Origin of the sequence: Burkholderia anthinoferrum (assembly GCF_002925705.1) — a bacterium.
Classification (GTDB): domain Bacteria; phylum Pseudomonadota; class Gammaproteobacteria; order Burkholderiales; family Burkholderiaceae; genus Burkholderia; species Burkholderia semiarida.
Genome location: NZ_LFZP01000043.1, coordinates 1 through 12,056, shown reverse-complemented (window position 1 = coordinate 12,056; position 12,056 = coordinate 1). Strand labels below are relative to the sequence as shown.

Below are 12,056 nucleotides of genomic sequence, written 5' to 3'. Positions count from 1 at the left end.
TTGAACTGCTCGTTGTACTTCGTCATGAAAAACACCCCAAAGGTTGGACGGGTGTCCAACTTTTGGGGTGCAGTTCAACAGGACCGGCCTTCGTATATCCGCCGAAACCGCGCAGCGCTCAAACCTGCGCGCCCGCGTTCGGATCGTCCGGATCGTGCGCGGTCTTCTTTTCCTTGATCAGGTCTTCGCGCTTGATGCCGAGCCACATCGCGAGCGAGCCCGCGACGAACACCGACGAGTAGATGCCGAACATGATGCCGACCGTCAGCGCGAGCGCGAAGTAGTGCAGCGTCGGGCCGCCGAAGAAGAACATCGACAGCACCATCATTTCCGTCGACGTGTGCGTGATGATCGTACGCGACATCGTGGTCGTGATCGCGTGGTTGATCACTTCCTGCACGCTCATCTTGCGTTCGCGGCGGAACGTCTCGCGGATCCGGTCGAAGATGACGACCGACTCGTTGACCGAGTAGCCGAGCACCGCGAGGATCGCCGCGAGCACCGCCAGCGAGAACTCCCACTGGAAGTACGCGAAGAAGCCGAGAATGATCACGACGTCGTGCAGGTTGGCGATGATGCCGGCCACCGCGTACTTCCATTCGAAGCGGAACGACAGGTAGATCACGATGCCGATCACGACGCACGCGAGCGCGAGCAGACCGTCGGTCGCGAGCTCGCGGCCGACCTGCGGACCGACGAACTCGACGCGCTGCAGCGTGACGTCCGGGCTCTGCGCCTTCAGCGCGCCCATCACCTGGTCGCTCTGCTGCGCGGACGTGAGGCCTTCCTTCAACTGCAGGCGGATCAGCACGTTGCGCGACGTGCCGAAGTTCTGCACCTGCGCGTCGGCATAGCCGAGCTTGCCGAGCGTCGCGCGCACGGGTTCGAGCTCCGCGGCCTGCTGGTACTGCACCTCGATCACCGTACCGCCGGTGAATTCGACGGACAGGTGCAGCCCGCGGTGGAACAGAAAGAACACGGCGGCGAGGAACGTGACCAGCGAGATCACGTTGAACACCAGCGCGTGCCGCATGAACGGAATGTCTTTACGGATGCGGAAAAATTCCATGGCTTCGTCTCCGGGGCCTTATTGGGTCGAGCCCGGTTTCTTCGGCGACACGCCTTGCTGCGCGCGGTTGCGCAACTGCGGCTTGCCGGCGCGCGGCGCATTGCCCTTCGCCGGGGCGGCGAGCTTCGCGGCGCGCGCGGTGTCGGTCGATTCGTCCGCGTCGGTGAACGACGCGGCGGCCGCGCCTTCCGGCTTCCACACCTGGCCGATCGCGAGCGACTTCAGCTTCTTGCGGCCGCCGTACCAGAGGTTGACGATCCCGCGCGAGAAGAACACCGCGGAGAACATCGACGTCAGGATGCCGAGGCAGTGCACGATCGCGAACGCGCGAACCGGGCCCGAGCCGAACGCGAGCAGCGCGAGGCCGGCGATCAGCGTCGTGACGTTCGAATCGAGAATCGTCGCCCACGCGTGCGCGTAGCCGGCCTGGATCGCGAGCTGCGGCGGCTGGCCGGCGCGCAGTTCTTCGCGCACGCGCTCGTTGATCAGCACGTTCGAGTCGATCGCCATGCCGAGCGCGAGCGCGATTGCCGCGATACCGGGCAGCGTCAGCGTCGCCTGCATCAGCGACAGCACGGCGACGAGCAGCAGCAGGTTCACCGACAGGCCGATCACCGATACCACGCCGAACAGCATGTAGTACGCGATCATGAACACGGCAATCGCGCAGAAGCCCCAGATCACCGAGTGGATGCCCATCTTGATGTTGTCGGCGCCGAGGCTCGGGCCGATCGTGCGTTCCTCGATGATGTCCATCGGCGCGGCGAGCGAACCGGCGCGCAGCAGCAGCGCGAGATCGGCCGCGGCCTGCGGCGTCGGCTGGCCCGTGATCTGGAAGCGGTCGCCGAGTTCGGACTGGATCGTCGCGACCGTCAGCACTTCGCCCTTGCCCTTCTCGAACAGCACCATCGCCATCGGCTTGCCGATGTTCTCGCGCGACACCGTGCGCACCGCGCGGCCGCCCGCCGAATCGAGGCGGATGTTGACCGACGGACGCTGGTGTTCGTCGAAGCCGGCCGATGCGTCGATGATGCGGTCGCCGGTGAAGATCACGTCCTTCTTCAGCAGCACGGGCGCCTGGTTGCCCTGCGTGAACAGCTCCTCGCCCGGCGGCACGGGGTCGTTCGGGTTCGGGTGCGTGTTGATCGGATCGGCAAGACGCGCCTCGAGCGTCGCGGTGCGGCCGATGATGTCCTTCGCCTTCGCGGTGTCCTGCACGCCCGGCAGCTCGACGACGATGCGGTCGCTGCCCTGCTGTTGCAGGATCGGCTCGGACACGCCGAGTTCGTTGACGCGGTTGTGCAGCGTCGTCAGGTTCTGCTTGAGCGCGGCGTCCTCGACGGATTTCTGCACGGCCGGCGTGAAGGTGCCGACCACCTGCGTGCCGCCGCCGCCGGGCTGGGTCGCCCATTGCAGCTCGGTGATCGACGCGGCGAGCACCTTGCGGGCATCTTCCGCCGTCTGCGCATCGCTGAAGTTGACGACCACGGACTGCTCGACGCGGCTCACGCCGCCGTCGCGGATGTTCTTGTCGCGCAGCAGCGCGCGTGCGTCGGACGCGTCGGAGTCGAGTTTCTTCGTGAGCGCGCCCGTCATGTCGACCTGGAGCAGGAAGTGCACACCGCCGCGCAGGTCGAGGCCGAGATACATCGGCAGCGCGTGCAGCGCGGTCAGCCAGCGCGGCGACGCGCTCTGCAGGTTCAGCGCGACGACGTACTGCGGATCGTTCGGGTCGGTGTTCAGCGATTTCTGCAGCAGGTCCTTGACGCGCAGCTGCGTATCGGTGTCCTTCAGGCGCACGCGGATGTTCGCGCTGGTCGCCGTGTTCTCGAAGGTGATGTCGTCCGGCTTGATCTGCGCGGACGCGAGCGCCGATTCGACCTGGGTCAGCGTGGTCGAGTCGAGCTTGACCGTGGCCTTGCCGCTCGACACCTGCACAGCCGGCGCTTCGCCGAAGAAGTTGGGCAATGTGTACAGAAGGCCGATGGCGAGCGCCACGACCATCACGACATATTTCCAGAGTGGATAACGATTCATGAGGGGGCCGAACGGGTGGTTGGCGTGAAAGCGTCGCGTCCGGCGCCGCGGCGGCCCGCTCTCTCAGGCGGGCACGGCGCGGGGAGCCGGACGCTCGGTGAAGGCCTTACAGCGACTTGATCGTGCCCTTCGGCAGAATGGTCGTGACGGCAGCCTTCTGCACGGTGATTTCGGTGCCTTCGGCGATTTCGACGCCGATGTAGCCTTCGGTGACCTTCGTCACCTTGCCGACGAGGCCGCCGCTCGTGACGACTTCGTCGCCCTTCGCCATGGCCGCGAGCATGTTGCGGTGTTCCTTCTGGCGCTTCATCTGCGGACGGATCATGATGAAGTACAGCACCGCGAACATCAGGATGAGCGGCAGGAAGCTCATCAGGCTCGATTCGGCGCCACCGGCACCTTGCGCGAAGGCATTGGAAATGAACGGCACGTTGGTCTCTCCGTAGGGGAAGATCGAAAAATAAGCCGGTCATTCTACCACCGGCCCCATGCCGCAACGGAGCGACACATGCGCTTTGAGATCAAGTGCTTAAAGTGCGAGCCGGCGACGTTGCGACTGATATGGAAGGTAATTGTAATGTTTGGCGATCTGGACTGATAGATGTCGGCGCGTTTTTAGTACTAGTCCTATTCTTGCTGGCCACCTGGTCGGCCGGCCGACGTTATGTGGAACGCGTCAAGCATATGGGTCTCGACCGTTTGGTCGATTGCGGCGACGAACCGCAGGGCGCGAGCCGTGCTGCGCGGACGGTACTACGGCTTGCATCGACTCGCCGCGGCGAATGCCGGTGTGTCGCGTGGCGGGCGGCATCGTGCAGTCGGACAGGCCGATGTCGTTCGAGACGTACTCGATCAGCCCTCACCGCGAGCAGACCGGCAACGGGTAGCGGCGGGCATTCCGACAGGCCCGCGAGCGATTCGCCCCTCGCCACCGGGCTGGATCGGCGCGTAATGGGATCTCGCTATTTTCGAGATGGAATTTCGGTTACGGTGATGTCAGGATAATTGACAGTAGAGGTGCAGATGTCGCTTCGTTCCGCCGTGATTCAGGGCATCGACGAAATAAATCGTGAACGAATCAATGGATTTCGCCCCGATCTGTCTCGCTTGTTCGTCGATTTGAGTCGGCATCCCGGTAATGTCGGCGCGATTGTTGTTGCACCAGCCGAAAATCATGTTGGCTACGAGGTATTGTCATTTTCCCCGTCGTCTGAATTGCCTGAACCGGAAGCGTCCCTCGGGGTGGATCTGTGGGAGTGTGCGAAAGATCATTATGGTCTAACAGGCTCGGCTGTTTTGACGGGTGTGGCTGGAATGCCGATCCATAAAAAACTTCTTGGACACATGGTGCATCCAAGGGCCAGTAAATACACGAATATTGTCAGTAGTGTGGGTCTCAAATTTTTCCCGAGATTGGTATTGCCTTCCGGCTCCATGGCGGCGAGACTTGCCCGGAAAACTCTGGGTACGATTCGTGTATTCGGAGTTGTTGGACGCGCTTCCGGGTATGGTGCTATTGCTCTGGGGGTGATCGACGCAGTGGTTATTGGCAAGTGTGCGTATGACGCGAGATATGGAAGCTGAAGCTCGACCGGTGCCGTCTAAAAAGGAGATCATCGAGACGGTGATTGATATTTTTGTCAGGGAGATTGGGTTTGTTGAGCGGAGCGAGATATCAAAAGATACGGATATTCTCGGCGATTTCAAAATTGATCACGATGATATTACGATGTTCATAACGATGACGTTCAAGCATTTTAATATCCCGGTGTTCATCGAGGACGATTTTCCGCTAACCATAGAGGGTGTCTCGGATTTTATTTTCGACTACATCTCGTCGGGACGAAAGGATGAAGACCCGCGGGACAAGCAAGGGCTCTGGGGGAAGTTCCTGAAGTGGATCAGCTTATAAAAAAGGATGTATGGCGAACGAGACGCTTGTGCGCGCTTTTCATGTTGCGGTGCGGACTGACTTGTCAGGGCGACAAGCGGACCTCGACTCCGGCGTGCTGCAGAAGAGTGCGCATCGACTCATCGGCCGGCTGAATGTCGGGGGCACGGATTGCTATCGAGCGGCGTTCGAGGCATGGCTTCGGCCGGCCGCGTGACACGGGAGCGTGCCCGGCACGCGGCAGGCCGGCTTTTCGGCATAAGCGCAACTCGATGGTGATGGAAGATCGCGCGCGCCGTGTGCGAATTTACCGTCAGTCGACCCCTCTCGCCCGATCCTCCGCGAAGCGCTGCCGGAATGCGTCGAACGTATGCATTTCGATCGCGTCGCGGATCTCGCTCATCAGTTGCAGGTAGTAGTGCAGGTTGTGGATCGTGTTGAGCTGCGCGCCGAGGATTTCGCCGACCCGGTGCAGGTGATGCAGGTAGCCGCGCGAGAAGTTCTGGCACGTGTAGCAGGTGCAGGTCGAATCGAGCGGCTTCAGCGAGTTCTTGTGCGTCGCGTTGCGGATCTTCACGTCGCCGAAGCGCGTGAACAGCCAGCCGTTGCGCGCGTTGCGGGTCGGCATCACGCAGTCGAACATGTCGATGCCGTTCGCGACGCCGTCGACCAGATCCTCCGGCGTGCCGACGCCCATCAGGTAGTGCGGCTTGCTGGCCGGCAGCTTCGGGCCCACGTGCCGCAGCACGCGCATCATGTCTTCCTTCGGCTCGCCCACCGACAGCCCGCCGATCGCGAGGCCGTGGAAGCCGAGTTCCGAGAGGCCCGCGAGCGATTCGTCGCGCAGATCCTCGAACATCCCGCCCTGGACGATCCCGAACAGCGCGTTAGGGTTGCCGAGCCGGTTGAATTCGTCGAGCGAGCGCTTCGCCCAGCGCAGCGACATGCGCATCGAGTCGGCCGCTTCCTTGTGCGTCGTCGGCACACCGTTGGTCGCGTACGGCGTGCATTCGTCGAACTGCATCACGATGTCCGAGTTCAGCACCTTCTGGATCTGCATCGACACTTCCGGCGACAGGAACAGCTTGTCGCCGTTGATCGGCGACGCGAACGTGACGCCGTCCTCGGTGATCTTGCGCAGGTCGCCGAGCGAGAACACCTGGAAGCCGCCGGAGTCGGTCAGGATCGGCTTGTTCCAGCCCATGAAGCCGTGCAGGCCGCCGTGCGCGTCGATCGTGTCGAGGCCCGGGCGCAGCCACAGGTGGAACGTGTTGCCCAGGATGATCTGGGCCTTGATCTCGTGCAGCTCGCGCGGCTGGATCGCCTTCACGGTGCCGTACGTGCCGACCGGCATGAAGATCGGCGTCTCGACCGTGCCGTGGTTGAGCTTCACGCGGCCGCGGCGCGCGTGGCCGTCGGTCGTCAGCAGTTCGAATTCGAGCCCGTTGGCGGGGCGGTCCTGCACGGGGGCGCTCGGATGAGCGTGCGTATCGTGGGATGAACCTTCGGTCATCGCGTCATTCTCCTTGCCACCGAAGAACAGTTCGGCGCATGTTGGAAACGCCGCCGGGCAGCCGGCGGCGGGGAAAGCGGGTGCGCGCCATCGTAGCGCGTACGGCGGGAAAACGGGGTAACAGCGCGCGGCGCGACCGCGCGGCACGCACCGGCTGCTGGCAATCGCAGGCCGGTGCGTGATCGCGCACGCCGCGCTTACGCGCCCGGCGCCTCCGGCGTGTCGCGCCGCGTGAGCAGCATCGCGTCGCCGTAGCTGAAGAACCGGTAGCGTTCTTCGATCGCGTGCCGGTACGCGGCGCGGATCGTCTCGACGCCCGCGAACGCGGACACCAGCATCAGCAGCGTCGATTTCGGCAGGTGGAAATTCGTGACGAGCCGGTCGACCACGCGGAAACGATAGCCGGGCGTGATGAAGATGTCGGTCTCGGCCTGCGTCGCCGCGAGCGCTCGGCCGGCTTCGTCGGCCGAGCGCGCCGCGGCTTCGAGCGCGCGCATCGACGTCGTGCCGACCGCGATCACGTTGCCGCCGCGCGCACGCGTCGCGGCGATCTTGTCGACGAGCGACTGCGGCAGGTCGTACCACTCGCTGTGCATCTTGTGCTCGGCGATGTTCTCGACGCGCACCGGCTGGAACGTGCCGGCGCCGACGTGCAGCGTCAGCGTCGCGCGCTCGACGCCCATCGCGTCGAGCTTCTCCAGCAGCGGCTGGTCGAAATGCAGCCCGGCCGTAGGAGCTGCCACCGCGCCCGGGTTGCTCGCGTAGACCGTCTGGTAGCGCGTTTCGTCGGTCGCGTCGGGATCGTGCTCGATATACGGCGGCAGCGGCAGGCGGCCGTATTGCTCGATCAGGTCGAGGCACGGCGCGGGAAAGTGCAGCGTGAAGAACGGCTCGACGCGCTCGCCGACCGTCACGTCGAACGCATCGGCCAGACGCAGCGTCGTGCCGGCGCCCGGCGACTTGCTCGCGCGGATCTGCGCGAGCGCCGTGTGCGTGCCCGTCACGCGCTCGATCAGCACCTCGATCCTGCCGCCGCTGGCCTTCTGGCCGAAGAAACGCGCCTTCAGCACCTTGGTATCGTTGAACACGAGCAGGTCGCCGGGCGCGATGCACGCCGGCAACTCGGTGAAATGGCGGTCGACGAGGCGGGCGGGCTCGACGGTGCCGTCGACCTCGAGCAGGCGGCTCGCGGTGCGGTCGGGCAGCGCGGTTTGTGCAATCAGCTCGGGCGGCAGATTGAAATCGAAATCGGAAAGCGTGAACATGCGGGCTGGTTCGAAGCGGCCGGCGGGCGTCGCCGGCAGGGCGGAAACGCGTGATCGGGGCGCGCGAGCCGCTATGATGACGGGATGCGCGGCCTGGCCGGCGTCGTTCGTTCGGACGACGTGAAAGCCGCTATTGTACTTGCCTTGCGAAGCACCCAGACGATCCGATGCCCGTGTCACCACGCCGTTCCCCCGCTGCCGTTGCCGATTCCGCCGATCCGTTCGACGCGGACGATGCCGCCTCGTTAGCGCCGCCCGCAGCGGGCCCCGGCGCGCGCCGCGCCGGCCCGAAGCGCGGCGCCGACGGCCGGCTCGCGCAGCCCGCGGCGGCCGCGCCCGAGGCCGACGGCGCCGCCGCCGCGAGCGACGAAGCAGGCGCGGCCGGCGCGAAGCGCAAGAAGAAGCCGGCCGCCGACAAGCCGGTGAAAACCGCCGACAAGCTCGCGAAGCTCGGCCTCACGCGTTCGATCGATCTCGTGCTGCATCTGCCGATGCGCTACGAGGATGAAACCACGCTCACGCCGATCGGCGAGCTGTTGCCGGGCGGCATCGCGCAGACCGAAGGCGTCGTGTTCGACAACGAGGTCGCCTACCGGCCGCGCCGCCAGCTGGTCGTGAAGATCCAGGACGACGACGGCGAGCAGCTCGTGCTGCGCTTCCTGAATTTCTACGGGTCGCAGGTCAAGCAGATGGCCGTCGGCCAGCGGCTGCGCGTGCGCGGCGACGTGCGCGGCGGCTTTTTCGGGATGGAGATGGTGCATCCGGCCGTGCGCGTCGTCGAAGCCGACGCGCCGCTGCCGCAGGTGCTCACGCCCGTCTACCCGAGCACGGCCGGCGTATCGCAGGCGTACTTGCGCAAGGCGATCGAGAACGCGGTCGAGCGCACGCCGCTGCCCGAACTGCTGCCGCCGGAGATCCAGCGCGATTACCTGAAGCCGCTCGACGTGCCGACGCTCGAGCAGGCGGTGCGCATCCTGCACCATCCGCGCGTCGATTCCGACGAAGCCGCGCTGATGGACGGCTCGCATCCGGCGTGGACGCGCATCAAGTTCGAGGAGTTGCTCGCGCAGCAACTGTCGCTCAAGCGCGCGCACGAGGAGCGCCGCACGCGCGCCGCGCCCGCGATGCCGCGCCGCGGCGCGGCCGATGCCGATGCGCTGACGACGCGTTTCTACGCGGCGCTGCCGTTCACGCTGACCGGCGCGCAGGCGCGCGTCGTCGACGAAATCGCGCACGACCTCACGCTCGCGCACCCGATGCAACGCCTGCTGCAGGGCGACGTCGGCAGCGGCAAGACGGTCGTCGCCGCGCTGGCCGCCACGCAGGCGATCGACGCCGGCTACCAGGCCGCGCTGATGGCGCCCACCGAAATCCTCGCGGAGCAGCACGCGCGCAAGCTGCGCGCGTGGCTCGAGCCGCTCGGCGTGAAGGTCGCGTGGCTGGCGGGCAGCCTGAAGGCGAAGGAGAAACGCGCGGCGATCGAGGCGGCCGCGCTCGGCACCGCGCAGCTCGTGATCGGCACGCACGCGATCATCCAGGATACGGTCGAATTCGCGCGGCTCGGCCTCGTGATCGTCGACGAGCAGCACCGTTTCGGCGTCGAGCAGCGTCTCGCGCTGCGCGCGAAGGCGGCGAATGCGGCCAACGGCGCGCGCGACTTTCAGCCGCACCAGTTGATGATGTCGGCCACGCCGATCCCGCGCACGCTCGCGATGACGTACTACGCGGACCTCGAGGTGTCGACGATCGACGAGCTGCCGCCCGGCCGCACACCCGTGCTTACGCGCCTCGTCGGCGACGCGCGGCGCGACGAGGTGATCGCCCGCGTGCGCGAGGCCGCGCTGACCGGGCGCCAGGTGTACTGGGTGTGCCCGCTGATCGAGGAGAGCGAGACGCTGCAGCTGCAGACGGCCGTCGAAACCTACGAGACGCTCGCCGCCGCGCTCCCCGAACTGAAGGTCGGCCTCGTGCATGGCCGGCTGTCGCCGGCCGACAAGGCGGCCGTGATGGACGCGTTCACGCGCAACGAAGTGCAGCTGCTGGTCGCGACGACCGTGATCGAGGTCGGCGTCGACGTGCCAAACGCGTCGTTGATGGTGATCGAGCACGCGGAGCGCTTCGGCCTGGCGCAGCTGCACCAGTTGCGCGGCCGTGTCGGGCGCGGCACCGCGGCGTCGGTGTGCGTGCTGCTGTACACCGGGCCGCTGTCGATCGCCGGTCGCGAGCGGCTGAAGACGATGCGCGAGACGACCGATGGCTTCGAGATCGCGCGGCGCGACCTCGAAATCCGCGGGCCCGGCGAATTCCTCGGCGCGCGCCAGTCGGGCGCGGCGATGCTGCGCTTCGCGAACCTCGAGACCGACGGCTGGCTGATCGAGCCGGCCCGCGAGGCCGCGGCGCGGCTGATTGCCGCGTATCCCGAGGTCGTCACGCAGCATCTGGCGCGCTGGCTCGGCGCGCGCGAGCAGTACCTGAAGGCCTGATCCACCGGCTCGGGGCCGGATCGAACGCCACCGATCGACGCATCGCGATGCAGAGAAACTTGGCGAACCGGTGCCAACAGGTGTATAAATTAAACCTATCGCCTGTATATCTCTGATTGACCCACAATGACGCTGACTGAATTGAAATACATCGTCGCAGTCGCGCGCGAGCGGCATTTCGGCCGTGCGGCCGAAGCGTGCTTCGTGAGCCAGCCGACGCTATCGGTGGCGATCAAGAAGCTCGAAGACGAGCTCAACGTGCAGATTTTCGAGCGCGGCGCGAGCGAAGTGAGCGTGACGCCGATCGGCGACCAGATCGTCACCCAGGCGCAGCGCGTACTCGAGCAGACTTTCGCGATCAAGGAGATCGCGAAGCAGGGCAAGGACCCGCTCGTCGGCCCGTTCCGCCTCGGCGTGATCTACACGATCGGGCCGTACCTGCTGCCGACGCTCGTCAAGCAGATGATCCAGCGGGTGCCGCAGATGCCGCTGATGCTGCAGGAGAACTACACGCTGAAGCTGCTCGAACTGCTGAAGCAGGGCGAAATCGACGCCGCGATCATGGCGCTGCCGTTCCCCGAAACCGGCCTGATGGTGCGCCCGCTGTACGACGAGCCATTCGTCGTCGCGCTACCGGCCGGCCATCCGTGGGAGAAGCGCGACGAAATCGACGCCGAGGACCTGAAGCAGGAAACCATGCTGCTGCTCGGCAACGGCCACTGCTTCCGCGATCACGTGCTCGGCGTGTGTCCGGAGCTGATGCGCTTCTCGCAGACGGCCGACGGCATCCAGAAGACCTTCGAGGGCTCGTCGCTCGAGACGATCCGCCACATGGTCGCGAGCGGCGTCGGCATCACCGTGCTGCCGCGGATGTCGGTCGCCGAGATCGGCCCGCGCGCGAACGGCCCGGATGCCGAGCTGTTGTCGTACGTGCCGTTCAACGAACCGGTGCCCGACCGCCGCGTCGTGCTCGTATGGCGCAAGAGCTTCACGCGGATGCCGGCGATCGACGCGATCAGCGACGCGATTGCCGCGTGCGAGCTGCCGGGTGTCGCGAAGCTCGACATGCCGGCCACGATGAACTGACGCGCGTTGTGCATGCGTGTGTGGCAGCGTGATGAACGGGGTCGTGCGACCCCGTTTATTTTTCCCTATCAAATAGATGAAATTTATTAAATTCAAATAATTGATAGATTTATATAGAATCCTCACCATGGATCGGCATTGAGCCGACGTGCGGGATGCACGTTGAATGCAAGCGTCAAAGGAGGATGTCATCATGCGGTCGGTATTGCAGCACGCGCAGTGGAACGTCCCGTCGCGCGGGACAATCGTGCATCGCGCCAGGGCGGCGGTCCGCAGCCTGCGTCCGATTGCATTCGCGTACCTGGCGGATCGTGTGTATGGCGGATGAGTGCCGCCCCGCGCCGGTCCTGTGTTCCCCCGATTCACCTGCGGTCAAGCCATGACGGAGCATCGCATGTCCGATACCGGAAAAAACACCCGCCTCACTGGCACGACGGCAGCCGGCGGCCGCTTCCCCGAGCGCCCCGCCTGCGGCGCGCGACAGCGGGAACGCGTGCGGAAGGCCGCGCACGACGTCCGGTAGCGCGACAGGAGAACCCGCCCGTTCTGTTTCTTACCCCCCGCAATGCTCCACGAACCGCGCCCGGCACGTGGGGGCCTACGAGCAAGTAAAGGAGAAAAAGCATGTCGAACGAATCGAAGTGCCCGTTCAACCACACCGCAGGCAGCGGCACGACGAACAAGGACTGGTGGCCGAATCAGCTGAACCTGA

At 65.2% G+C, this 12,056-nt stretch carries 9 protein-coding genes; 4 read left to right on the top strand and 5 right to left on the bottom strand.

Features of this window, described 5'->3' with window-relative positions:
• Positions 1 to 118: 118 nt before the first annotated feature.
• The 3 genes from secF to yajC form a co-directional block, all read right to left on the bottom strand.
• Complete coding sequence (gene secF, locus C5F75_RS15580) at positions 119 to 1,069, bottom strand: protein translocase subunit SecF (RefSeq protein WP_059581175.1); 951 nt, start codon at positions 1,067 to 1,069, stop codon at positions 119 to 121.
• A gap of 18 nt (positions 1,070 to 1,087) precedes the next feature.
• A complete protein-coding gene (secD, locus tag C5F75_RS15575; RefSeq protein ID WP_059581177.1) occupies positions 1,088 to 3,106 on the bottom strand; it encodes a protein translocase subunit SecD in 2,019 nt (672 codons plus the stop codon).
• A gap of 106 nt (positions 3,107 to 3,212) precedes the next feature.
• A complete protein-coding gene (gene yajC, locus C5F75_RS15570) occupies positions 3,213 to 3,536 on the bottom strand; it encodes a preprotein translocase subunit YajC (protein ID WP_006476868.1) in 324 nt (107 codons plus the stop codon).
• 593 nt (positions 3,537 to 4,129) lie between these two features.
• Between yajC and C5F75_RS36340 the strand changes: the two genes are divergently transcribed.
• Both C5F75_RS36340 and C5F75_RS15560 read left to right on the top strand, forming a co-directional pair.
• Complete coding sequence (locus C5F75_RS36340) at positions 4,130 to 4,690, top strand: hypothetical protein (RefSeq protein WP_124658310.1); 561 nt, start codon at positions 4,130 to 4,132, stop codon at positions 4,688 to 4,690.
• Positions 4,680 to 5,018, top strand: a complete 339-nt coding sequence (locus C5F75_RS15560; RefSeq protein WP_124658309.1) for a hypothetical protein — start codon at positions 4,680 to 4,682, stop codon at positions 5,016 to 5,018. Before C5F75_RS36340 ends, C5F75_RS15560 begins: the two co-directional genes overlap by 11 nt.
• Before the next feature lie 292 nt (positions 5,019 to 5,310).
• Here C5F75_RS15560 and tgt read toward each other — a convergent pair whose 3' ends face one another.
• Both tgt and queA read right to left on the bottom strand, forming a co-directional pair.
• Positions 5,311 to 6,510, bottom strand: a complete 1,200-nt coding sequence (tgt, locus tag C5F75_RS15555; RefSeq protein WP_104012428.1) for a tRNA guanosine(34) transglycosylase Tgt — start codon at positions 6,508 to 6,510, stop codon at positions 5,311 to 5,313.
• Positions 6,511 to 6,707: 197 nt separating this feature from the next.
• Positions 6,708 to 7,775, bottom strand: coding sequence for a tRNA preQ1(34) S-adenosylmethionine ribosyltransferase-isomerase QueA (queA, locus tag C5F75_RS15550; RefSeq protein ID WP_059581187.1), 1,068 nt, complete (start codon positions 7,773 to 7,775; stop codon positions 6,708 to 6,710).
• Between the two features lie 167 nt (positions 7,776 to 7,942).
• Here queA and recG point away from each other — a divergent pair, with 167 nt between their 5' ends.
• Positions 7,943 to 10,258 carry an ATP-dependent DNA helicase RecG gene (gene recG, locus C5F75_RS15545; protein WP_099316079.1) on the top strand — a complete coding sequence of 772 codons (2,316 nt, stop codon included), beginning with the start codon at positions 7,943 to 7,945 and terminating at the stop codon, positions 10,256 to 10,258.
• 126 nt (positions 10,259 to 10,384) lie between these two features.
• A complete protein-coding gene (locus C5F75_RS15540) occupies positions 10,385 to 11,344 on the top strand; it encodes a LysR substrate-binding domain-containing protein (RefSeq protein WP_006754461.1) in 960 nt (319 codons plus the stop codon).
• The last annotated feature ends 712 nt before the right edge of the window (positions 11,345 to 12,056 follow it).

What these genes read in the sequence shown, in the direction of transcription:
- recG (WP_099316079.1), top strand. Translation starts at nt 7,943, where the DNA reads ATGCCCGTGTCACCACGCCGTTCCCCCGCTGCCGTTGCCGATTCCGCC.
- C5F75_RS36340 (WP_124658310.1), top strand. Translation starts at nt 4,130, where the DNA reads ATGTCGCTTCGTTCCGCCGTGATTCAGGGCATCGACGAAATAAATCGT.
- tgt (WP_104012428.1), bottom strand. Translation starts at nt 6,510, where the DNA reads ATGACCGAAGGTTCATCCCACGATACGCACGCTCATCCGAGCGCCCCC.
- C5F75_RS15540 (WP_006754461.1), top strand. Translation starts at nt 10,385, where the DNA reads ATGACGCTGACTGAATTGAAATACATCGTCGCAGTCGCGCGCGAGCGG.
- queA (WP_059581187.1), bottom strand. Translation starts at nt 7,775, where the DNA reads ATGTTCACGCTTTCCGATTTCGATTTCAATCTGCCGCCCGAGCTGATT.
- secF (WP_059581175.1), bottom strand. Translation starts at nt 1,069, where the DNA reads ATGGAATTTTTCCGCATCCGTAAAGACATTCCGTTCATGCGGCACGCG.
- C5F75_RS15560 (WP_124658309.1), top strand. Translation starts at nt 4,680, where the DNA reads ATGGAAGCTGAAGCTCGACCGGTGCCGTCTAAAAAGGAGATCATCGAG.
- secD (WP_059581177.1), bottom strand. Translation starts at nt 3,106, where the DNA reads ATGAATCGTTATCCACTCTGGAAATATGTCGTGATGGTCGTGGCGCTC.